A 21,560-nucleotide genomic window follows, 5' to 3' on the forward strand; every position below is an offset into this window, starting at 1 on the left:
ATTGAGGCGCGGGGTCTGGGGCGGAGCCCCGGGAGACGGCCGTCAGCGGCAGATGGCGAGGGCGTCCAAGGCCACGGCCCCCTGACCGCGGGGGAGGACCATCAGGGGGTTGATGTCCAACTCGGACAGCTCGTCGCCGAGTTCCAGCGCCATCCGCTGGATCCGCAGCACGACCTCCACCAGGGCGTCCACATCGGCCGGCGGCGCCCCCCGTACGCCCTCCAGCAGCGCGTGCCCCCGCAGTTCCGTGAGCATCGCGCGGGCCTGGTCCTCGCCGAAGGGCGGGACGCGGACCGCCGCGTCGTGGAGGACCTCGACCAGGACCCCGCCGAGCCCCACCGTGACCGTCGGGCCGAAGAGGTCGTCCTGGGTGACGCCGACGACCATCTCCACCCCCCGCTCCACCATCTGGCAGACCAGGATCCCGTCGAGCGGCACGTTCTCGTAGCGTGCGATGTCGGTCAGTTCCCGGTACGCGTCGCGGATCTGGCTCGCCGAGGTCAGGCCGATCTTCACCAGGCCGAGTTCCGTCTTGTGGCCCAGCTGCGGGCCCGAGGCCTTCATCACCACCGGGTAGCCGACCAGGCCGGCCGCCCGGACGGCCGCCGCCGCGCTCGTCACCAGCTGCTCCCGGGGGACCCGTATCCCGTAGGCGCGCAGGAGCTGCTTCGCCGCGTGCTCGCTGAGCTGCTGGCCGGGCCGCATGAGGGCCTGCGCCTTGCGGTACGAGGGCGAGGGCGTGCGCGGTGCGTCCTCGAAGGGGGAGCGGTAGCCGGCGGTGAAGCGGTGGTGGCCGAGGTAGGCGCGGACGGCGGTGATGCAGTTGCCGAAGGTACGGAAGGTGGCCACGCGGGAGGAGCCGAGGAGGGTGGTGCGGTAGGCGTCCTCGGTGCCGACCGGGGAGCCCCAGATCGCGCAGATGAGCTTGTCCGAGGCCTCGGCCGCGTCGACCAGGTCCTGGGCGAGCTTGTCGCTCATCGGGGGGAAGGGGCCGGTGATGGGACAGATCAGCACGCCCACCGCCGGGTCGGCGAGGATCGCGTCGATGATCTTCCGGCCGCGCCAGTCGCCGACCGGGTGGCCGCCGTTGTCGACGGGGTTGGCGACGTTCAGGTACTCCGGGATCCACTGGTGGAGCTCGTCCTGCTTGGCCTGCGAGAGGGTGGGCAGGGTCAGGCCCGCCTCGGTGGCCAGGTCGGAGAAGTGCGCCCCGGTGCCGCCGGAGATGGAGTAGACGACGACGCCGTCGGCCTTCGGCTTGCGGGCGCGGGCGAGCAGCGCGGCGGTGTCCTGGAGTTCGTCCAGGCCGTCGACGCGGATCACGCCGAACTGGCGCATGGCGGCGTCCACGACGGTGTCGGCGCCGGTCAGCTTGCCGGTGTGGGAGGCGGCCATGCGGGCGCCGGTCTCGGTGCGGCCGACCTTGACGGCGACGACGGGGACGCCGTTGCGTGCGGCCCGGTCGGCGGCGAGGAGGAAGGAGCGGCCGTCCTTGAGGCCCTCGACGTAGCAGGCGATGGCTCCCACCTCGGGCTGCTCGGCGAAGTAGGAGATGAAGTCGGAGGTCTCCAGGTCGGCCTCGTTGCCGGTCGGCGCCCAGTGGGAGAGCCGGATGCCGAGTTCCTGGAGGGTGTAGACGGGCCGGCCCTGGTGGCCGGACTGGGTGATCAGGGCGATGGCCGGGCCGTCGAGGTCGTCGCGGAACTCCTCGAAGGCGTTGAGGTTGGTGTTGGGTCCGAGGAGGCGCAGGCCGGAGCGCTGGACGGCGGCGCCGAGCCGGTCCTGGGCGGCGGCGCCCGCGTCGCCGGTCTCGGCGAAGCCGGAGGCGAAGGCCACGGCGAACTTCACCTTGGTCTCGGCCAGTTCCTCGATGACGGGGAGCGGGTGGGCGACGAGGAGGACGGCGAGGTCCACCTGTTCGGGCAGGTCGGCCACGGAGGCGTGGCAGGTCAGCCCGAAGACGGTGGGGCGGGTGGGGTGCACGGGGTGGATCCGGGCGCCGACGCGCTCCGCCCAGGCGATCAGCTGGCGGGTGATGCCGGTGTTCGGTCTGCCCTCGGCATCGGAGGCGCCGATGACGGCCACCGACTCGGGCCGGAAGAACCGGTCGAGGTCGGGCACGTCGGCGTGCAGCGGCCGGCCGCTGACGTCCACGGCGACCGCGTCGTCGGCGGAGGGGGCCGCCGATGAGTGGACGGCCGTCCTTGGGGTCTCCCCGCAGGCCTCGACACGTGCGCGGAAGTCGGTGGTGAGGGTGCCGTGAGTAGATCCAAGCATCGTTCCGCCCGCTCCTGCTCGATGAACCTTGATGGAACTGGAACTCAATAACTGACGTGTAGTCAGATTACTGAACTGACGTGCCGTCAGGAACAGGGCTGCGCAGGAAAGCTGGTGGAGGTGATGTGGTGAACGGTGTCAGATCCCCGCGGGGTCGGTCCAGAGCGCGGTTCGGCCAACGGCGTCCTGCTCGGCGGTCGCCTCCCCCGGGGCGTCCTGCGGGCGGCGCAGGACCGTGAAGGCGACGGCCGGGGCCGCGGCGAGGAGGGCCGCCCCGACCGCGAAGGCCAGGTGGTAGCCGCCGGTCAGGGCCTCGGGGGCGGGGCGTCCCGCCCCGGTGAGGGACTCGGTGCGGGAGGCGGCGAGGGCAGCCGGCTCCGGCGGCCGGCCCTACCGGGACGACGCCTGGCGGCGCGCCTGCCGGGCCACGGCCTTGGCGATCTTCTCCGCGTCCATGGCCATCTCCCGGAACATCCCGCTGATGGGATTGGTGAAGCCGGTGAAGTACAGCCCGCGGGCCTGCTGCGAGGTGCGGGCGCCGTGCGTTCGGGGCCGCCCCCGCTCGTCGAGCACCCCGAGGCCGCCGACCAGTTCCTCCAGGGCGCGGCGGTAGCCGGTGGCCGCGATCACCGCGTCCGGGGTGATCCGCGAGCCGTCCGCGAGCACCACCTCGGCGCCGTCGAAGGCCTTCACGGCGGCCACCGGCTCCACCGCGCCGCGGCGCACCGCGTCGACCAGGCCGACGTCCTGGAGCGGGATCGCCCCCTCCTTCACCCGGCTGTAGAGGCCGGTGGCGGGGCGCGGAAGCCCGTACGCCGACAGGTCCGGGACCGAGGCCCTGGTGACGAGCCGGCCCAGGCCGTCCACCAGCTTCACCGGCAGCCGCCGGACGAGGATCCCGCTGCGCTGGGCCGGCCAGCCGGCGGTGGAGCGGCGCATGATGTGCGGGGCCGTGCGCACGGCGAGCCGCACCCGCGCGGCCCCGCCCTCGACGAGGTCGACGGCGATCTCGGCGCCGGTGTTGCCGACGCCGACGACGAGGACGTCCTGGCCGGCGTAGGGCTGCGGGTTGCGGTAGTCGGCGGCGTGCAGCAGCCGGCCGCCGTACGTGTCCAGGCCCGGCCAGTCGGGGACCGCCGGCGTGTGGTTGTACCCGGTGGCGACGACGACGGCCGCGGCGGTCAGCACCCGGCCGCCGCTGGCGTGCAGGGTCCAGCCGTCCTCCCCCTCGGGGGCGGGCTCGATCCGGGTCACCTCGACGCCGGTCACGAGCTCCAGCTCGTGGAACTCGGCGTACTTCTCCAGGTAGCGCACGACGTTGTCACGGGAGACCCAGCGCCCGAAGCGGCGCGGCATCGGCAGGCCCGGGAGGGCGGAGAGCCGGCGCGTGGTGTGCAGGCGCAGCCGGTCGTAGTGCCGGCGCCAGGACGAACCGACCGCGTCGGACTTCTCGACGACCACCGCGCGGACCCCGCGGGCGCGGAGCGCGGCGGCCACGGCGAGGCCGCCGGGGCCGGCTCCGATGACGTACACGGGGCGGGGCTGGGTGGTCATGTCGGGTGTTGCGGGGACTCCAGGCATGAGGTGTGATCGTATCGCCACGCTGAGTTGATGGGTCTCGGACAAGGAGGGAATCGATTGCGGATCGGTCACGGGCGGGGCGGCGGGCCGTGCGTCCTCCCCGGTGGCAGGGTGAGGTTCCCGCTTCCGGAGAGGCTGGAGTGACCGATGTGGCGACCCGACGGCTGGGACGTGCGCGTCCGCCTGGGTGTCCTCACCCCGCACGCCGATGTCGGACCCGAGTCGGAACTGCGCGCCATGGCCCCGGCGGACGTGGGCCTGCACGCCGCCCGGGTGCCGTTCGGCGCGATGGGCCGCGGAGGTGCGATGGATCCGACCATCCCGCTGGCCCCGGTACGGGCCTTCGCCGAGCCGCCGTACGTGGACGAGGCCGCCGAGCTGCTGGCGGCCGCGCCGGTGGCGGCGATCGGCTTCGCCTTCACCAGCTCCGCGTACGCGATCGGGGCGCGCGGCGAGGCGCGGATGCTGGCCCGCCTCTCGGCGCGCGCCCACGGGCTGCCGGTCGTCGCCCCGTGCGCCGCGACGGCCGAGGCGCTGCGGATCCTGGGCGCCGGCCGGATCTGCCTGGTGGATCCGCCGTGGTTCGACACCGCCCTGAACGATCTGGGCCGGGCCTACTACGAGGACGCCGGCTTCGCGGTGGTGCGCGCGGCCCCGTGCGACCTGCCCAGCGACCAGAGCCGCATCCGGCCCGAAGCCCTGCTGGACCGGGTGGTGTCCTTCGCCCCGGACGAGGCGGAGGCGGTGGTCGTCGGCGGCAACGGCTTCCGCGCGGTCGGCGTGATCGAGGCGCTGGAGGCGGCCCTCGGCCGTCCCGTCCTCACCGCGAACCAGGTCCTGTTGTGGGCCGCCCTGCGCGCGGCGGGCGCCGCCACCGACGGGGTCACGGGGTACGGGAGGCTCTTCGCCGACCCGTAGCCGGCCGGGGCCTTGCGGGATCGCCCCGCATCCGCTGAACTGACGTACCGTCAGATCAGTGATGAGAGGGGTGGGGGCTGCCGATGCAGACCATCTGGCTCAGTGGGGCCGAATGGCTCGCCGTGCTCCGGATAGGCCTCGGCCTGTGGTGGCTGGAGAGCTGGCGGCACAAGGACAAGAAGGGCTGGTTCGAACGCGGCACGGGCATCGCGTGGGCCGCCGACGTCGCGAACAAGCACCGCTGGACCTTCGTCAAGGGCGGCTTCGAACTGGTCGTCGCGCCGCGCCCGAAGGCGATGGCGTACATCGTCGTCTACGCGGAACTCGCGCTCGGGCTGGGCCTGGTCCTCGGCTTCCTGACCCCGGTCGCCCTGGTAGGCGGGCTGCTGCTGAACCTGCTCTACCTGGTGCTGATGATCCACGACTGGGCCGAGCAGGGCCAGAACGCGATGATGGCGCTCATCTCGCTCGTCGCGCTCTTCGCCGTGTCCTGGCAGACCTGGTCCCTCGACGCGGCGATCGGACTCTTCCTGTGAGCGGCGGCACGGCGCGCTACGACCTCCCGGAGAGCGACGACTTCACCCGCACCTACTGGGACGCGGCGGCGCAAGGCCGGCTCCTGCTGCGCCGCTGCGGGGACTGCGGGCGGGCGCACCACTACCCGCGCGAGTTCTGCCCGTACTGCTGGGCCGGTGAGGACCGCGTGACGTGGGAGCCGGCGAGCGGCCGGGCGACCCTCTACACCTGGTCGGTGATCCACCGAAACGACCTCCCGCCCTTCGGCACGCGCGTCCCGTACACGGCGGCGGTGGTCGACCTGGCGGAAGGCCCGCGGATGATGACCGAGGTGGTGTCCTGCGAGGCGGCGGACCTGCGCATCGGCATGGCCCTGACGGTCACCTTCCGCGAGGCGGCGGAAGGGGTGTGGGTGGCGGTCTTCCGGCCGGATCAGGGCCAGAGCAGCTCGCGGACCCAGGAGCCCCCGGTGTCGGCGGCGGTGCCGGGGTCGATGGTGCGGCGGTAGCGCAGGCGGGTGTGGCGGCGGGTGGGGTCGCCCTGGAAGAACTCCACCTCGTCGGCGTCCAGTACGTACCGCGTCCAGGTCGGAGCGGGTGCGTCCGGCTCGGCCCCGGCCCGTTCCCAGGCCTGCTCGGAGGCCCGGACCAGGTCCTCGGCCGACTCCAGCACCTCGCTCTGACGCCCGGTGAGCGCGGCGGCGAGCGCCCCGCGCGAGCGGACCGCCAGGTCCGCGCGGCTCTCCTCGGGCCCGCAGGCGGTGACCCGGCCCCGGATCCGGATCTGCCGGGCCACCGTCGGCCAGTAGAACCCGAGCGCCGCCTCCGGCCGCGCGGCCAGCTGCACACCCTTGGCGCTGGTGACGTGCGAGGCGAAGTGCCAGCCCCGCGCGTCGGCGTCGTGCAGCACCAGCGTCCGCACGTCGGGCCGCCCCGCGCCGTCCACCGTCGCCAGGCTCATCGTGTGCGGCTCCAACTGCCCCGCCCGGGCGGCGTGCACGAACCACTCCCTGAACAGCGGGAGCGGCTCGGCGGGCGCGGCCCCGGTGTCGAAGCCGGGAAGCGGGGAGTCCCACACGCGCAGGGAGTGCAGGGTGGCGTGGAAGTCGTCGGTGCCGTCAGTGCCGATCTCGCTGATCTCGCTGGTCATGCCCCCAGGCTAGGGTGCCGCTCCATGGACGTTCACCGAGGTGTCGCACGCGGCCTCGTCACTCTCGCGCCGGCCCTGGCGGGGACCCCGGTCATCGCCCCGCTGTACGACCACCCGGGCGGCCTGGCCGTCCTAGCCGACCTCGACCCCCCCCGTGCTTCTCGCCGCCCTCGCCGCCCTCTCCCTGACGGCGGGGGTCCTGCTCTCCTCCCGCCGCCCCGAGGTCCGCAAGGCGACCGTCGGCGCCCTCGTGGTCGCGGCCGTCTTCGGCGTACCGGCCACCCCGGTGTACGCACTGGCCGGTGACCCCTTCCCGTCCCCGGAATACGAGGAGTCAGCTGGCCGAAGGGCGTCCTCCGGGCCGACTGGACCGGCCCGGACCGCATCCGCCTGACCGACTACGATCACCGGCACCACGAGGTCGAACTGGACCGGGACGGACGTCCGTTGAACCAGGTGGACTGGTAGGCGCGGACGTCGCCACGGGATTTCGGAAATTCTCCGCAGGACCGATGCGTTCGGCGTCCGGTCGCGGTCATACCTGCAACGGCACCGAGACGAAGGAGACGGACACCATGGCCGAGACCGTGAAGGGCCCCGCCAGCTACTTCCCCTCGATCGAGAAGAAGCACGGCCGGCCGATCGCCGAGTGGAAGGACCTCATCAGGTCCTCGCCGCTGACCAGGCACATGGAGCTCGTCACCTGGCTCAAGACCGAACACGGCTTGGGCCACGGCCACGCCAACGCCCTCGTCGCCCATACCCTCGCCGAGGGCGAGTAGCCCGCCGGCCCCGCCCGCGCCAGGAGGCGCCGCCGCCCGGGGGCCGGGGTCCCGCCCCTACCCCCGGCCCAGCAGGACCGTGCCCGAGGAGCAGAACCAGCCGCCCGTGCCCGAGGCCAGGGCGATCTCCGGTAGGCGGCCGCCGCCTTTGGTGACCTGGCCCGGGCCCGCCTCGCCGCGGAGCTGGCGGACCGCCTCGACCAGCAGGAACAGGCCGCGCATGCCGGGGTGGCAGGCCGAGAGGCCGCCGCCGTCGGTGTTGACCGGGAGTTCCCCGTCGCGCAGCAGGCGGCCCTTCTCCACGAAGGCCCCGCCCTCGCCCTTCGCGCAGAAGCCGAGGTCCTCCAGGGTCACCAGGGTCATGTACGTGAAGGCGTCGTAGATCTCCGCGAGGTCCACGTCCGCCGGGGTGAGGCCGGCCCGCTCGAAGGCGATGCGGCCCGAGACGGCCGCCGGGGACACGGTGAAGTCCTCCCACTCCGACATGGTGGTGTGGGAGACGGAGGTGCCCGCGCCGAGGACCCAGACCGGAGCCTTCGCGGTGTCCGGTACGTACTCCTCCGCCGCCAGCAGCACGGCGCAGCCGCCGTCCGAGCGGATGCAGCAGTGCAGCTTCGTGAAGGGGTCCGCGATCATGTCGGAGGACAGGACCTCGTCCACCGTGACCGGGTCCCGGAACATCGCGTCCGGGTTGGTCGCCGCGTTCGCCCGGGCCTGTACGGCCACCGCGGCGAGCTGCTCGAGCGTGGTCCCGTACTCGTGCATGTGCCGGCGGGCGGCCATCGCGTACTTGGAGATCAGCGTGTGCCCGTACGGGACCTCGAACTGGAGCGGTCCACGGGCCCCGAAGGAGAGGTTCGAGGTGCGCCGGCGGGCCTTGATGTCGGCCCGCGCCGTGGAACCGTAGACCAGCAGGACGGCGTTGGCGTGTCCCGCGGCGATGGCGTCCGCCGCGTGCGCGGCCATGACCTCCCAGGTCGAGCCGCCCACGGAGGTGGAGTCGACCCAGGCGGGGCGCAGGCCGAGGTACTCGGCCACCTCGACCGGCGCGAGCGTGCCGAGGCCGGCCGAGGCGAGGCCGTCGATGACGGAGCGGTCCAGGCCGGAGTCGGCCAGGGCGCGCCGGGCGGCCTGCGCGTGCAGGGCGTAGGGGGTGGGGCCGTCCACCCGGCCGCAGTCGGAGAGGGCGACGCCGACGACCGCGACCCTCCGGCGGGCGCGGGACACGGTTCCAGGTGTGAGTCCAGGCATGGGAAGGACGGTACATCTGACGTATCGTCAGATGCTAGGGGTCCGGGCCCCGCCCCGCCCGCAACCCGCCCTCGCCGCCCCCTGTGCATCTGCCGCCGCCGGGCCTAACATGACGGCCCGTCAGATCAGCCCCCGGCCGCCGCCGGGAGGTGCCCCCAGGAGGAGCCAGACGATGGATGCCGCCTTCACCGCGGAGCAGGCAGAGATGCGCCGTACCCTGCGCGAGATCCTGGGCAAACGCTGCGGCCCCGACGAGGTCAAGGCGGCCGTCCGCACCGCCGCCGGATACGACCGGGAGCTGTGGCAGCAGCTTGCCGAGCGGCTCGGGCTGCCCGGCCTCGCCATCGCCGAGGAGTACGGCGGCGTCGGCTGCGCCCCCGCCGACCTGGCCCTGGCCTGCGAGGAGACCGGGCGGGCGCTGCTGCCCTCGCCGCTGCTGGCCACCGCCGTGCTCTGCGCGCCCCTGATCACCGCCCTCGGCACCGACGCCCAGCGCTCCGCGCTGCTCCCGCCGCTGGCGGCGGGCGGACTGACCGCCGCCCTCGCCGTCCCGGGCCCGGCGCTGGCCACGGCGCTCGCGCTGACCGGCGAGGACGGCGCCGGGCAGTGGTCCGGCGGCGGCCGCGCGGGCGGGGTGCAGGCCCGCGCCGACGCGGCGGGCGGCTGGCGGCTCTACGGGGAGGCCGCCCAGGTGCTCGACGGGCACAGTGCCCCGCTGCTGCTGGTCGCCGCGCACGCCGGGGGCTTCGCCCGCAGCCGTACGCTGCTGTTCCTCGTGCGGGAGGACGCGCCCGGCCTCGTACGGTCCCGGCAGGCCGTACTGGACGAGACCCGCCCGCAGGCCAGGATCCAACTGCGCGACGTACCCGCCGAGTTGCTCGGCGACGAAGAGGGCGACGTGCCGGGCGCCCTCGCCGCCACCGGGCGCACCGCCGCCGCCGTGCTCGCCGCCGAGGCGGCCGGCGCGGCCGGGCAGGCGCTCGCCCGCACCGTGGAGTACGTACGCCAGCGCGAGCAGTTCGGCCGGGCGATCGGCTCCTTCCAGGCCGTCAAGCACCGGCTCGCCGATCTCTACGTACAGGTGCAGGCGGCCCGCTCGGCGGCCTGCTACGCCGCCTGGGACCCGGACCAGGGCGGCCTCGCCCTCGCCCAGGCGCTCGAAGCCCTGCGGCTGACCGCCGGCGAGGCGATCCAGCTGCACGGCGGCATCGGCTTCACCTGGGAACACGACGCGCACCTCTACTTCAAGCGGGCGGCGGCCGACGAGCTGCTCTTCGGCCCGGTCCACCGGCTGCGGGCGCACGCCGCGGACCGCGCGGGCCTGTTCGCCGCCCCGGCCCCGGCCGTGGCCCCCGCCGCGCCCACGGCGGTCACGTCCACGACGGCCGCGGCCGCGCCCCATGTCCCGCCCGCCCAAGAGAAGGTGGCCGTCTGATGGCTCGCGTGGCTCCCGGCGTCAAGCTGATGCAGAAGGTCTCCTCGACCCTGCTCTTCGCCAAGATCGCACCGCACTTCATCCCCGCCCTGGACAAGGCGGTGCACAAGCTCACCCGTGGCAAGGTCATGCTCAGCGCCCAGATGCTGCCGGGCGTGATCCTCACCGCCAGGGGCGCCAAGACGGGCGAGCCGCGCACCACCCCGCTCGCCTGCATGCCGGAGAACGGCGGCACGAGCTGGGTCCTGATCGGCTCCAACTTCGGCCGGCCCGGGCACCCGGCATGGACCGGGAATCTGCTCAAGCACCCGGACGCGGACGTGAGTTGGCAAGGCCGGAACATCCCGGTGCGGGCCCGGCTGCTGGCGGGGGAGGAACGCGCTGCGGTATGGCAGGCGGTGCTGAGGTTCTGGCCGCCGTACGCGACGTACCAGGCGCGCATCGAGCGCGAGATCCGGTTGTTCCGCCTGGAGCGTCGCTGATCTCAGGCGGTCGTACACGCCGGCCCGGAGCCGCCCAAGGCGGCGGACCCCGAAGGGATCCGCCGTTACTTGGTGGGCTTCTTGCCCGTGATGCCGAGGTGGACGAGCAGCGCCAGGTTCGGCTTGAGCTCGGCCTGCTTGACGCCCCAGGTCTGGAAGCCCTTCTGGTGCGAGGCGACCGCGGCCAGCATCGCGACCAGCGAACCGGCCATCGCCGCGGGACTCACGTCCTTGTCGACCTTGCCCTTGGCCTGGAGCTCCTTCATCGACTCCGTCAGGGAGTTGGTGACCGAGTTCAGGATCTTCATGCGGATCTTGTAGAAGCGCTTGTCGCCCTCGGCCGCACCGAGGTCGACGACCCGCAGGATCGCGTCGTTGCGGCGCCAGAACTCGAGGAAGCCTTCGACGAGTTCCTCGGCGGCGGACCAACCGGACTTGCCGACCCAGGTCCGGCCCTCGACGAGCGACGTCAACTGCGCGCCCTCGGTGGCCATCTGCTCGGCGATCTCCAGGACGGCGCCCTCGACGTCCGGGAAGTACTGGTAGAAGGTCGCGGGGGAGGTACCGGCCTTGCGGGCGACGTCGATCACTTTGACGTCGCGGTACGGCGAGGAGCTGAGCATCTCGCTGAGGCAGTCGAGCAGCTTCTGCCGCGTCGCCTGGCCGCGCCGGCCGGCGACACGCCCGTCGACGGTGCGTACTTGTCCTGTCATGCCGTCAGCTTACCGAGGGGTGATCGGCGCGCTATTCGGCCGCCTGCAAATGGGGTTACGGGGTCCCTGGCCTGGGCGGGAGGCGGTCCGCGGGGTCGCGGAGGCGGATTTCCGGCCGGGCGCGCCCCGGGTACGCCCCGTAATCGCAGGCCGGGCGTGTCGCCCGGTTCCGCAAGGTTTCCCCCGAATAGTCTTATCAACAGGCTGTGGACAAGTTTTCGGGCGGATCATGGCTGAGAGAGGTGAGAGGGTACACACCCCCGCACAACGGAAGGAACCGGGCCCATGGCCGCATTCGTGGAAGGCGCACCCTGCTGGGTGGACGCCTCGCTTCCGGACGTCGAGGCGGGCAAGCGCTTCTACGGCGAGCTGTTCGGGTGGACCTTCGCGGACAGCGCGGGAGCCGAGTACGGCCACTACACGCAGGCCTACAGCCGCGGCCGCAACGTGGCCGCCCTCGCCCCCAAACCGGACGGCCGGATGCCCACCGTCTGGGGCGTCTACCTCTACACCACCGACGCCTACGCCTGCGCCCAGCGCATCCGCGCCGCGGGCGGCCAGATGGTGATGGACCCGATGCCGGTGGGCCCGTACGGCACCGCCGCGATGGCCGCCGACCCCGGCGGGGCCGTCTTCGGCCTGTGGCAGCCAGGCACCCACCACGGCTTCGAGGCCCAGCAGGAGCCGTACACGTACTGCTGGACCGAGGTCTACACGCGGGCCCGCGACGCCGTCGACGTCTTCTACGCCAAGGTCTTCGGCTACGTCCCGCAGGACCAGGACGACGCCGGCGTCGAGTACCGCATCTGGTCCCCGCCCGGCAGCGCGCCCGGCACGGGCAGCGCCGTCCTCGGGCGCAGCCTGATCACCGACGCCTTCCCGGAGATCATGCCCGCGCACTTCCTCGTCTACTTCGCCGTACCGGACTGCGACCAGTCCGTGGCCACGGCGCAGCGGCTCGGCGGCCGGGTCACCGCCGATCCCTTCGACACCCCCTACGGGCGGATCGCGGTCGTCGCCGACAATCAGGGGGCCGTCTTCGGGCTGCTCTCGGAACCCCGCACCAAGGCGGCCTAGGTGTGTTCCGCCGGGGACGGGTGTGTGCCGGGGCGCTCCCCGCAGGGCGCCGAACGCAATCCCCTCGGCCCTCCGACCCCCCGCCACGTTCGGCGCCCGAGGAGACGGCCCGGCGCGCGCCCGGCCCCGCCCCGCCCACAGCCCCCGGCCCCGCACGAGCGGCGCAGCCGACCGGCCCCGCGGACGGTTTCGCCGGGCAGATCACACCGCCCTGCTCGACGTGCCGGGGCCGGACCCGGCCCGGGCCTGACAGAATCGGGGTTGCGCGACCCGGGCGGCGCCCGGAGTGAGACGCTGCACGGGGCCCAGGGCCCCGTGCCGGTGGGAGCGGGCCCGGCGAGGGCCCGTACGGGGAGGTGTGGAGGCGAGTGGTGGAGCAGCTGACGCAGCACGACCCGAGACGGATCGGCCCCTTCGAGGTGCTGGGACGGCTCGGCGCCGGCGGCATGGGGCTGGTCTATCTCGCGCGGTCCGCGTCCGGACGGCGGGTCGCGATCAAGACGGTGCGGACCGAACTCGCCGAGGACCAGCTGTTCCGGGTGCGCTTCACCCGCGAGGTGGAAGCGGCCCGTGCCGTGTCCGGCTTCTACACCGCGGCCGTGGTCGACGCCGACCCGCGCGCCGCCGTGCCGTGGCTGGCCACCGCGTACGTCCCGGCGCCCTCCCTGGAGGAGATCGTCAACGAGTGCGGGCCGATGCCCGCCCAGGCCGTACGGTGGCTCGCGGCCGGCATCGCCGAGGCCCTGCAGTCCATCCACGGCGCGGGCCTGGTCCACCGCGACCTGAAGCCGTCCAACGTGCTCGTCGTCGAGGACGGCCCGCGCGTGATCGACTTCGGCATCGCCAGCGGGGTCTCCAACACCCGCCTGACCATGACGAACGTCGCCGTGGGCACCCCCGCCTACATGTCGCCCGAGCAGGCGAAGGACTCCCGCAGCGTCAAGGGCGCCAGCGACGTCTTCTCGCTCGGCTCCACCCTCGTCTTCGCCGCCACCGGGCACCCGCCGTTCCACGGGGCGAACCCGGTGGAGACGGTCTTCATGCTGCTGCGCGAGGGGCCCAACCTGGACGGGCTCCCCGAGGAGCTGCGGCCGCTGATCGACTCCTGCATGCAGATGGACGCCACGCAGCGGCCGACCCCGGCCGACCTGCAGGCGCAGCTCGCCCCGCACCTGTTCGACGGCGGCGACGACAGCGGCACCGCCTCGGCGTGGCTGCCCGCGCGGGCCGTCGCGATGATCGAGGCCCGGCGGGCGGGCAACCGTACGCCCGCGGCCGCGGTTCCCGCCCCCGGCCCCGGCCGGGACGCCGGCTCCGGCGGCCCGGCCTCCGGGGCCGCCACGCACCGCCGCCCGCGCGGCGGCGCCGACCCGTGGGTGGACCCGCGTACCGGGCAGGCCGTACCGCAGCGCCCGCACCACCCGCCGATGTCCCCGGCGCCCTCGGGCGAGCCGGTGCGCCTGGGCGGCTCGCCGGTGCCGATCGGGCCCGGTCCGCGCGCGACCGCCGCGGCCCCGGCCGCGCACGCCTCCGCCGCCGACTCGGCGACCGGCTGGGTCCGCCCGCCCGGCGGAGCGGCGGCCGTCACCCCGTCCGCCGTGGCGGTACCGAGCCCGAGCCCGGCCCCGGACAGCGGCCGCTGGCGCCCGTGGCGCTTCCGCATGTCGAACGAGGTCTGGGGCACCCCGGCCGTCGCCGGCAACCTGCTCTACGTCACCTCGTTCGAGGTCCACGCGCTGGACGTGGCGAGCGGCCGCCGCCAGTTCAAGACCCGCGACGTCGCCTGGTCCATGGCGGTCTCCGACGGCCGGATCCACGCCTCCGACGGCCCCTCCCTCTACGCGCTCGACGCCTCCGACGGCTCCGAGCGGTGGCGGCTGTCCGCCGACGCCTGGGTGTACGCGCTGCGCGCCGACCGCGGCACGGTCGTCACCGCCACGCGCGGCGGCGGCGTACAGGGCTGGGAGGCCTCCAACGGCCAGAAGCTGTGGGAGCTGACCGGCGCGCAGAGCGACTTCGAGACCCCGGAGGCGGCCCCCGTCCTCCACGACGGCACCGTCTACGTGTGGCAGGACGCCCGGCTGCGCGCGCTCGACGCCCGCAGCGGCCGCGAGTCCTGGTCGTACCCGGTCGGCGACGCGGCCTCCTGCGGGAACGTGCCCGTGCGGGTCACCCCCGCCCCCGACGGCAACGTGTACATCGCGGCCGGCACCCGGGTGCTCTCCGTGGACCGGGCCTCGGGCCGGGTCCGCTGGCACTTCGAGGCCCCCGCGGTCTTCCTGGCCGCCCCCGCCTTCGCGCCGGGCGCGGCCGTCACCGGCGGCGGGGTCTACCTCGCGGACTACCTGGGCACCGTCTACGCCCTCGACGCGGCCACCGGGCACGACCGCTGGCGGATCGCGACCGAGGCCCGCCAGTCCTCGGACCCGGTGCTGGTCGCGAACGGCAACGTGCACCTGGGCGCGGGCAGCGCGCTCTACACGCTCGACGCGGTCACCGGCACGCCGAAGTGGCGCTTCGCGGCGGGCGGCGAGATCACCGGCCTGCCGGCGGTCGCGGACGGCCGGGTGCACTTCGGCTCGGCCGACCACTGCCTCTACACCCTGGACGCGGCGGGTGGCCAGCTCCGCTGGAAGCTGGCCACGGGCGGCGAGATCACGGGCGCGCCGGTGGCGGAGGCGGGCGTGGTGTACGCGTGCAGCAAGGACCGCTGCGTGTACGCCCTGGACGCGGCGAAGGGCACGGGCACCCGTACGAGCGGTTGACCTGCCCGGAGGCGGGGCTCCGGCCCCGCCGGGTAGCGCACCGCACCGGGAGTGACAGGATGGACCCCATGAGCAACGTCTACTTCGACATCACCATCAACGGCGCCCCCGCCGGCCGCATCGTCTTCAGCCTCTTCGACGAGGTCGTCCCGAAGACGGCGCGCAACTTCCGTGAGCTGGCCACCGGCCAGAACGGCTACGGCTACGCCGGCTCGGGCTTCCACCGCGTCATCCCCCAGTTCATGCTGCAGGGCGGTGACTTCACCAACCACAACGGCACCGGCGGCAAGTCCATCTACGGCGAGAAGTTCGAGGACGAGAACTTCCAGCTGAAGCACGACCGCCCGTACCTGCTGTCGATGGCGAACGCCGGCCGCAACACCAACGGCTCGCAGTTCTTCATCACCACCGTCGTCACCTCGTGGCTCGACGGCAAGCACGTCGTCTTCGGCGAGGTCGTCGAGGGCAAGGAGCTCGTGGACCAGATCGAGGCCCTGGGCACCCAGTCCGGCGCCCCCAAGGGCAAGGTCGAGATCGCGGCCTCCGGCGTCGTCGAAACCGTCTGATCCCACCCGCCTGCCCGGCCGGTCGGCCCCGCCCCCACCCGGGGGCCGGGGCCGCCGCCATTTCCACGCCGTTCGTGCCGCTGCGGTGAGGTCCGTCGTCTGCGCTACGTGTGGTCCCGGGGCGGGGCCGGTGGCCACGGCTCGTTCGCCGGGGGGACCTGGTACGGCTCCGGGGCGGTGGTCGTCGGGGGGAGGGGCCGGGCGCGGCGGGTGGGGCGGCCGCGCATGACGGCGGCGCCCAGGAGGATCAGCGCGCCGGCGCCGAAGGCGTTGGCGAGGCCGTCACCGAGGCCCTGGTCGTCGCCGCCCACCGAGAGGCTCCCGGCGGCCTGCCCCTGGCGGACCATCCAGAGGACGGCGAAGCCGAGGACGATGATCCCGGCCAGTGCCATCAGCAGCCGCGAGCGCAGCACGACCGCGGCCAGCGTGAGGGCGGCCGCGAAGACGAAGGGGAGCAGGAGCGAGCCCAACAGGGCGGCCCTGTGATCGGTGATCCCGGCGGCGGTGAAGAGCTCCTGGACGCGGTAGTCGCGTCCGTGACGGCCGTCGTACCAGGCACGGAAGGGGCTCCAGACGGCGGCCGCCGCTCCGATCAGACCCATCAGCGAGCCGAGTACGTTGCGGATCATGCCCGGCCCTTCGCGCTGGGGGTCTTGATCCCGACGCTACGCCCGGCGTCTGCGCCGCGCATGCGGGGGCGGCCGGACGGAGTCCGGCCCGGCGAGGAGTCGATCTCTTACCGGCCCGTTACCGGCGCGGCGGCGCACTGATAGCGTGGCCCGCCGTTGTCCAGGGAGGGGTTCGAGCCATGGTGGCTGGGCGTCGTATCAGGTTCACCGCAGTGCTCGTGGCCGTCGTCTTCGCGCTGACCGGCTTCTCGTCGCACGGCGGAAGCAGCAGCAGCGGGAGCAGCGGCAAGAGCAAGAGCAGTAGTGGCAGCAGCGGGGGCGGTTGCTCCAGCTCCAAGAGCAAGAAGAAGAAGAGTCACGGCAACGGGAGCAGCAGCAGCCCGACGCCCTCGGCGAGCCCGACGTCGCCGCCCGCGCGGGCCGTGCTCGTCGCTTGCGTCGGCGCGGACAAGAAGGGGGCCACCGTCCAGGTCACCTCCACCGTGGACGCCGAGCGCACCGTGCGGGTGCCGGTGACCTTCAGCGGTGCGAACGGTGCGGCCCTCGACGCCGGCTCCCTGAAAGTCACGCTCAAGGCGCGCGAGAGCCGGACGGTCGTGGTCCCGATGACGGCCCCGGGCAAGGCCGCAGAGGTGAAGAACTGCCTGGTGGGCACGGTGGAGCGGGCGTAGGCCACAGGCGGCCCGCCCGCGCGGCCCGCCCGGCCTCACCGCACCCGCGGCTCCGGCGCCCCGCGCCGCCCCGCGAACAGTTCCGCCTGCCGCTCCGGCGCCAGGTTCCCCAGCGCGATCAGCGCCGGGGCCTGGGCCAGGGCCTGCTGGAGCGCGGCCTGCTTCGCCGACCACAGGGCGCGTACGGTGCCCTGTACGGCCTCCGTCGGGAAGCCGGCCAGGGTCTCCGCCGCCCGCAGGGCCGCGGGGAGCAGCCCGTCGGGCGCGGTCAGCTCCGAGACGAGCCCGATCTCGTGGGCCCGGCGCGCGGAGAGCCGTTCGGCCGTGCCCATGAGGGACATCCGGGCGGCTTCGCCGAAGGGCATGCGCTGCGCCATGTAGACGGCCTCGTAGGCGCTGACCATCCCGTACGCCGTGTGCGGGTCGAAGAAGGTCGCCGTCTCGGAGGCGATCAGGAACTCCGCCTCGCCCAGCAGGTAGAAGGCCCCGCCGCAGGCCATGCCGTTGACGGCGGCGACGACCGGCTTCCACAGGTCGCCCGCCTTGGGGCCGATCGCGATGAGCGGATCGTCGGCCGAGTACGGGGATCCGGGCTGCGGCACGTCGACACCGCGGTCGATGCCGGTGCAGAAGGCGGCCGTCCCGGCGCCCGTGAGCACCACCGCCCGCACGTCTTCCGCGAACCGGAACTCCCGCCACACCGTGCTCAGTTCGTCCGCCGTCGCCAGGTCGATCGCATTGTGCCTGCGCTCCCGGTCCAGGGTGACGACCGCGACCCCGGTCGCCTTGTCCCGCTCCACCCGTACGCTCACGATTTCTCCAGGAGCCAGCGCGGCACGGCCATCCCGCCGATCTCGGTGAAGGCCACCTGGACCCGCGCGCCGATCCGCAGCCGGGCCGGGTCCATCGAGTCCAGCCGGGCGTCGGCCGAGGTCACCAGGTTCCCGGCGAGCCGGATGTGCGGGGCGTCGGCGAGCTCCACGAGGACCACGTTGTACGGGGCCTGCGCGGCGTAGGCGGGCAGCAGCGGCGGGTGCGGCCGGACGTAGGACCAGATGCGGCCGCGGCCGCTCATGAGGCGCCACTTGCTGTCGAAGGATCTGCAGTGCGGGCAGCAGGGGCGGGGCGGGAAGCGCAGCCGGCCGCAGGCGGCGCAGGCCTGGATGCGGAGCTCTCCCCGTGCGGCGTACTCCCAGAAGGGGGTGCCGTCCTCGTCGGGGACCGGCAGGAGCAGTCCGTCCGCGGAAGCGGCGGGTGCGGCGGGTGCGGCGGAAGCGGCGGGTGCGGCGGACGCGTCGGACGTGGTGGTCATCGGTCAGCTCCTCAGCAGGATCGCGGACGTCGGGACTCCCTCGCCCGCCGTCACCAGGCAGGTCGCGGCGTCCGGCACCTGGGCGGTGGAGATGCCGCGCAGCTGCTTGACGCCCTCGTTGATCAGGTTGAAGCCGTGGACGTACGCCTCGGACAGGCCGCCGCCCCCGGTGTTGATCGGGAGCCGGCCGCCCATCTCCAGGGCTCCGCCCTCGGTGAAGGCGGCGCCCTCGCCGCGCCCGCAGAAGCCGTAGCCCTCCAGCGAGAGCGGGATCAGCGGGGTGAAGGCGTCGTAGATCTGCGCGACGTCCACGTCCTGCGGCCCGAAGTCGGCCTGTTTCCACAGGTGGCGGGCGGCGGTCCAGGCGGGCCCGGAGAGCGGGTCGTCGTTCCAGTAGTTGACCATCCCGTGGTGCTGGGAGGGCAGGCCCTGGGCGACGGAGTGCACGTAGACGGGCTTCTGGCGGCAGTCCCGGGCCCGCTCGGCGGAGACGATCACGCAGGCCAGCGCCCCGTCGGTCTCCAGACAGTTGTCGAAGAGGCAGAGCGGGTCGCTGATCAAGCGGGAGGTCATGTACATCTCGCGGGTCAGCGGGCGCTCGTACATCATCGCGGCCGGGTTGGCGTTGGCCCGGTTGCGGCAGGCCATGGCCACGTTGAAGAGGTGGTCGCGGGTGGCGCCGTACTCGTGCATGTAGCGACGGGCCAGCATGCCGATCTCGTCGGCGGGGCGCAGCAGCCCGAAGGGGCGGGTCCACTGGCCGGGGGTGGGCAGCTGGACGGCGGTGTTCTTCCAGGGGCGCGGGCCGGAGCCGCGTTTGCGGGAGCGCCAGGCGACGCCGACGGTGGCCTGGCCGGTGGCTATCGCCGAGGCCAGGTGGCCGACGGTGGCGCAGGAACCGCCGCCGCCGTAGCCGATCTTGGAGAAGAAAGTGACGTCGCCGGCGCCGATGGCCTTGGCGACCTCGACCTCGTCGGTCTCCTCCATGGTGTAGGAGGAGAAGGCGTCGACCTCGGAGGGCTCGATGCCGGCGTCGGCGAGGGCGGCCAGGATCGCCCGGCAGGCCAACTCCTTTTCGGACTGCGGCAGTCGTTTGGCAAAGGCGGTCTGCCCGATGCCCACTATCGCCGTAGCGTCCTTGAGCGTTGCCGCCATCGCCACCTCCGGGGTGCGCCAGTACTGACAGCCGCGAAGGCTACAGCTAATCTGACGGATAGTCAGCTACTGGGTTCGCGGGAGGATGACACGCATGGGCGACGACGCACGCGGGGCCGTACGCGACGACGTGAGCGACCACGTACGCGCAGACCTGCGCTGGGGCAGCATCGCGGGGCTCGTCCGGGCGGCAGCCGTACGGTACGCCGACCAGGAGGCCGTCGTCGACGGCCGCGTCCGCATCAGCTACGCGCAGCTCGGCGAACGCGTCGAGCGCGCCGCGGCCGCCTGCATGGCCGCCGGCGTCGAGCCCGGCGACCGGGTCGCCGTCTGGGCCCCCAACACCCTGGAGTGGATCGTCTCCGCGCTCGGCGCCGTTTCGGCGGGCGCGGTGCTCGTCCCCCTCAACACCCGTTTCAAGGGCGCGGAAGCGGCGTACGTCCTCCAGCGCAGCCGCGCCCGGCTGCTCTTCGTGACCGGCACCTTCCTCGGCACCTCCTACGTCGCCTCCCTGCGCCGGGCCGCGGGCGAGGGCCCCGGCGCCGGGCCGCTGCGCGGGCTCCCGCACCTGGAGCAGGTCGTCGTCCTCGCCGAGGACGCACCCGAGTCCTTCCGCACCTGGAAGGACTTCCTGGCGGGCGGGGACCGCGTACCGGCCGAAGCCGTGCGCGAACGCGCCGCGTCCATCCCCTCCGACGCCCCCTCCGACATCATCTTCACCTCCGGCACCACCGGCAGCCCCAAGGGCGCCGTCATCACCCACGCCCAGTCCCTGCGGTGCTACGACGTGTGGTGCGAGCTCGCCGGACTCCGCGAGGGCGACCGCTACCTGATCGTGAACCCCTTCTTCCACACCTTCGGCTACAAGGCCGGGATCATCGCCTGCCTGATGCGCGGGGCCACGATGGTCCCGCAGCCCGTCTTCAACGTGGACACCGTCCTCGCCAACGTCGCCGCCGAGCGGATCTCCGTCCTCCCCGGGCCGCCCACCCTCCACCAGTCCCTCCTCGACCACCCCCAGCGCGACCACCACGACCTGTCCGCCCTGCGCCTGGTCGTCACCGGTGCGGCCGTGGTCCCGCTGCGGCTCGTCGAGCGGCTGCGCGGCGAGCTGCACATCGCCACCGTCCTCACCGCGTACGGGCTCTCCGAGGCCAGCGGCATCGTCACCATGTGCCGGCGGGGCGACCCCGCGGAGATCATCTCCGAGACCTCGGGGCGGGCCATCCCGGACACCGAGGTGGTGATCGTCGGCGCGGACGGGACGCCGCGGCCGACGGGCGAGGCCGGCGAGATCGTGGTCCGCGGCTACCACGTCATGCAGGGCTACTTCGAGGACCCCGACGAGACCGCCAGGGCGATCACCCGGGACGGCTGGCTGCACACCGGAGACGTCGGGTTCAAGGACGCGCAGGGCAACCTGCGCATCACCGACCGGATCAAGGACATGTTCATCGTCGGCGGCTTCAACGCCTACCCCGCCGAGATCGAGCAACTCCTCGGCCTGCACCCGGACATCGCGGACGTCGCGGTCGTGGGCGTCCCCGATCCCCGCCTCGGCGAGGTCGGCAAGGCGTACGCGGTCCGCCGCCCCGGCTCCACGCTCACCGCCGACGACCTGATCGCCTGGTCCCGGCGGGAGATGGCCAACTACAAGGTGCCGCGCGCGGTGGAGTTCGTCTCCGAGCTGCCGCGCAACGCGAGCGGCAAGGTCCTCAAGCGCGAGCTGCGCGCCCGCTAGACCGGTGCCTTCCGGTCATGGCAGGCGTGCGCGCCGCTGGCCGGATCTTCTCCAACGCCGCGGCGCGCGCCAGGCGGAACAGGCCAAGCTACCCAGCGTAACTAGGCATTAAACAGCGATTATTGGAAATATTTCGAATGAATCAAGCCATGATCGTACTGATTGGTAATCGTGGACATGGCTTGATGGCACTCTTACGAGGACAAGATCGTTTAGCTGAAAGAGATCCCTCGTGCAGATCAAGCGTGGTATCAAGACCGCCCTCGCCGCCGGCGTCCTCGTGGCGGCAGTCGCCACTCCGGCGATGGCCGACAACGTCTCGGGTGGCATCTGGAACTACGGCGTTTCCGACGGCAAGGCGTACTCGAACTACTACCACCCCGACAAGTGCCACGGGTCTTCGGTGCAGGGCGCCTACTTCGCCTCGAGCGGCAACGCCGACAAGGGGACGTGGGCCCTGGCCTCGGTCGCCAAGGCCCGCTCGGGCAACAAGTCGTACTACCGTTCCTCCTGCTGATCCAGGGCGAGTCGCAGCTCCGG

Annotated in this window: 22 protein-coding genes; 13 read left to right on the plus strand and 9 right to left on the minus strand. The window is 73.3% G+C overall.

Going from position 1 to position 21,560, the window contains the following annotated elements:
• Nucleotides 1–42: 42 nt before the first annotated feature.
• The gene (locus RIU97_RS23200; RefSeq protein WP_404959504.1) at nucleotides 43–2,277 is read right to left on the minus strand and encodes an acetate--CoA ligase family protein; all 2,235 of its coding nucleotides are present in this window, start codon (nucleotides 2,275–2,277) and stop codon (nucleotides 43–45) included.
• 390 nt (nucleotides 2,278–2,667) lie between these two features.
• On the minus strand, nucleotides 2,668–3,858 hold the full coding sequence (locus tag RIU97_RS23205; RefSeq protein WP_404959505.1) for a flavin-containing monooxygenase: 1,191 nt from the start codon (nucleotides 3,856–3,858) through the stop codon (nucleotides 2,668–2,670).
• 147 nt (nucleotides 3,859–4,005) lie between these two features.
• Here RIU97_RS23205 and RIU97_RS23210 point away from each other — a divergent pair, with 147 nt between their 5' ends.
• The 3 genes from RIU97_RS23210 to RIU97_RS23220 all read left to right on the plus strand — a co-directional run bounded on the left by RIU97_RS23210 (nucleotide 4,006) and on the right by RIU97_RS23220 (nucleotide 5,800).
• Nucleotides 4,006–4,776, plus strand: a complete 771-nt coding sequence (locus tag RIU97_RS23210; RefSeq protein ID WP_404959506.1) for a maleate cis-trans isomerase — start codon at nucleotides 4,006–4,008, stop codon at nucleotides 4,774–4,776.
• 83 nt (nucleotides 4,777–4,859) lie between these two features.
• Complete coding sequence (locus tag RIU97_RS23215; RefSeq protein ID WP_404959507.1) at nucleotides 4,860–5,312, plus strand: DoxX family protein; 453 nt, start codon at nucleotides 4,860–4,862, stop codon at nucleotides 5,310–5,312.
• Nucleotides 5,309–5,800, plus strand: coding sequence for a Zn-ribbon domain-containing OB-fold protein (locus RIU97_RS23220; protein ID WP_404959508.1), 492 nt, complete (start codon nucleotides 5,309–5,311; stop codon nucleotides 5,798–5,800). The genes RIU97_RS23215 and RIU97_RS23220 overlap by 4 nt, the downstream gene beginning before the upstream one ends.
• Here the strand turns inward: RIU97_RS23220 and RIU97_RS23225 are convergent.
• Nucleotides 5,725–6,441: a pyridoxal 5'-phosphate synthase gene (locus RIU97_RS23225; protein ID WP_404959509.1), complete on the minus strand. Its 717-nt coding sequence runs from the start codon at nucleotides 6,439–6,441 to the stop codon at nucleotides 5,725–5,727. The genes RIU97_RS23220 and RIU97_RS23225 overlap by 76 nt on opposite strands.
• Nucleotides 6,442–6,595: 154 nt before the next feature.
• Here RIU97_RS23225 and RIU97_RS23230 point away from each other — a divergent pair, with 154 nt between their 5' ends.
• Nucleotides 6,596–6,835: a hypothetical protein gene (locus RIU97_RS23230; RefSeq protein ID WP_404959510.1), complete on the plus strand. Its 240-nt coding sequence runs from the start codon at nucleotides 6,596–6,598 to the stop codon at nucleotides 6,833–6,835.
• Nucleotides 6,836–7,016: 181 nt separating this feature from the next.
• Entirely contained in the window at nucleotides 7,017–7,223 is a 207-nt protein-coding gene (locus RIU97_RS23235; protein ID WP_404959511.1) for a DUF4287 domain-containing protein, read from the plus strand.
• A gap of 57 nt (nucleotides 7,224–7,280) precedes the next feature.
• On the opposite strand, the gene RIU97_RS23240 is transcribed toward RIU97_RS23235, so the two are convergent.
• Nucleotides 7,281–8,474, minus strand: coding sequence for a thiolase C-terminal domain-containing protein (locus tag RIU97_RS23240; RefSeq protein WP_404959512.1), 1,194 nt, complete (start codon nucleotides 8,472–8,474; stop codon nucleotides 7,281–7,283).
• A 172-nt stretch (nucleotides 8,475–8,646) separates the two neighbouring features.
• Between RIU97_RS23240 and RIU97_RS23245 the strand changes: the two genes are divergently transcribed.
• Together RIU97_RS23245 and RIU97_RS23250 are read left to right on the plus strand one after the other, a co-directional pair.
• A complete protein-coding gene (locus RIU97_RS23245) occupies nucleotides 8,647–9,909 on the plus strand; it encodes an acyl-CoA dehydrogenase family protein (protein WP_404959513.1) in 1,263 nt (420 codons plus the stop codon).
• Complete coding sequence (locus tag RIU97_RS23250) at nucleotides 9,909–10,391, plus strand: nitroreductase family deazaflavin-dependent oxidoreductase (RefSeq protein WP_404959514.1); 483 nt, start codon at nucleotides 9,909–9,911, stop codon at nucleotides 10,389–10,391. Before RIU97_RS23245 ends, RIU97_RS23250 begins: the two co-directional genes overlap by 1 nt.
• 65 nt (nucleotides 10,392–10,456) lie before the next feature.
• Here RIU97_RS23250 and RIU97_RS23255 read toward each other — a convergent pair whose 3' ends face one another.
• Nucleotides 10,457–11,104, minus strand: a complete 648-nt coding sequence (locus RIU97_RS23255; RefSeq protein ID WP_362811166.1) for a TetR family transcriptional regulator — start codon at nucleotides 11,102–11,104, stop codon at nucleotides 10,457–10,459.
• Nucleotides 11,105–11,389: 285 nt separating this feature from the next.
• On the opposite strand from RIU97_RS23255, the gene RIU97_RS23260 reads away from it, so the two are divergent.
• From RIU97_RS23260 to RIU97_RS23270, 3 genes are all read left to right on the plus strand, one after another.
• Nucleotides 11,390–12,181 carry a VOC family protein gene (locus RIU97_RS23260; RefSeq protein ID WP_404959515.1) on the plus strand — a complete coding sequence of 264 codons (792 nt, stop codon included), beginning with the start codon at nucleotides 11,390–11,392 and terminating at the stop codon, nucleotides 12,179–12,181.
• A 368-nt stretch (nucleotides 12,182–12,549) separates the two neighbouring features.
• Nucleotides 12,550–14,946, plus strand: a complete 2,397-nt coding sequence (locus tag RIU97_RS23265) for a PQQ-binding-like beta-propeller repeat protein (protein WP_404959516.1) — start codon at nucleotides 12,550–12,552, stop codon at nucleotides 14,944–14,946.
• Between the two features lie 68 nt (nucleotides 14,947–15,014).
• Complete coding sequence (locus RIU97_RS23270; protein WP_404959517.1) at nucleotides 15,015–15,512, plus strand: peptidylprolyl isomerase; 498 nt, start codon at nucleotides 15,015–15,017, stop codon at nucleotides 15,510–15,512.
• 104 nt (nucleotides 15,513–15,616) lie between these two features.
• On the opposite strand, the gene RIU97_RS23275 is transcribed toward RIU97_RS23270, so the two are convergent.
• A complete protein-coding gene (locus tag RIU97_RS23275) occupies nucleotides 15,617–16,141 on the minus strand; it encodes a hypothetical protein (protein WP_404959518.1) in 525 nt (174 codons plus the stop codon).
• Between the two features lie 179 nt (nucleotides 16,142–16,320).
• Here RIU97_RS23275 and RIU97_RS23280 point away from each other — a divergent pair, with 179 nt between their 5' ends.
• Nucleotides 16,321–16,812 (plus strand): hypothetical protein, encoded by a 492-nt coding sequence (locus tag RIU97_RS23280; RefSeq protein WP_404959519.1) that lies wholly within the window; start codon nucleotides 16,321–16,323, stop codon nucleotides 16,810–16,812.
• 35 nt (nucleotides 16,813–16,847) lie between these two features.
• On the opposite strand, the gene RIU97_RS23285 is transcribed toward RIU97_RS23280, so the two are convergent.
• The 3 genes from RIU97_RS23285 to RIU97_RS23295 all read right to left on the minus strand — a co-directional run bounded on the left by RIU97_RS23285 (nucleotide 16,848) and on the right by RIU97_RS23295 (nucleotide 19,279).
• Nucleotides 16,848–17,624, minus strand: a complete 777-nt coding sequence (locus RIU97_RS23285; protein ID WP_404959520.1) for an enoyl-CoA hydratase/isomerase family protein — start codon at nucleotides 17,622–17,624, stop codon at nucleotides 16,848–16,850.
• Nucleotides 17,621–18,046, minus strand: a complete 426-nt coding sequence (locus tag RIU97_RS23290; RefSeq protein ID WP_404962909.1) for a Zn-ribbon domain-containing OB-fold protein — start codon at nucleotides 18,044–18,046, stop codon at nucleotides 17,621–17,623. The genes RIU97_RS23285 and RIU97_RS23290 overlap by 4 nt, the downstream gene beginning before the upstream one ends.
• Nucleotides 18,047–18,127: 81 nt before the next feature.
• Complete coding sequence (locus RIU97_RS23295) at nucleotides 18,128–19,279, minus strand: lipid-transfer protein (protein ID WP_404959521.1); 1,152 nt, start codon at nucleotides 19,277–19,279, stop codon at nucleotides 18,128–18,130.
• A 94-nt stretch (nucleotides 19,280–19,373) separates the two neighbouring features.
• Between RIU97_RS23295 and RIU97_RS23300 the strand changes: the two genes are divergently transcribed.
• Nucleotides 19,374–21,020: a FadD3 family acyl-CoA ligase gene (locus RIU97_RS23300; RefSeq protein ID WP_404959522.1), complete on the plus strand. Its 1,647-nt coding sequence runs from the start codon at nucleotides 19,374–19,376 to the stop codon at nucleotides 21,018–21,020.
• Nucleotides 21,021–21,252: 232 nt separating this feature from the next.
• Nucleotides 21,253–21,537: a lactococcin 972 family bacteriocin gene (locus tag RIU97_RS23305; protein WP_404959523.1), complete on the plus strand. Its 285-nt coding sequence runs from the start codon at nucleotides 21,253–21,255 to the stop codon at nucleotides 21,535–21,537.
• Nucleotides 21,538–21,560 lie beyond the last annotated feature (23 nt).

It is taken from the genome of Streptomyces sp. 147326 (assembly GCF_045000215.1).
GTDB lineage: Bacteria > Actinomycetota > Actinomycetes > Streptomycetales > Streptomycetaceae > Streptomyces.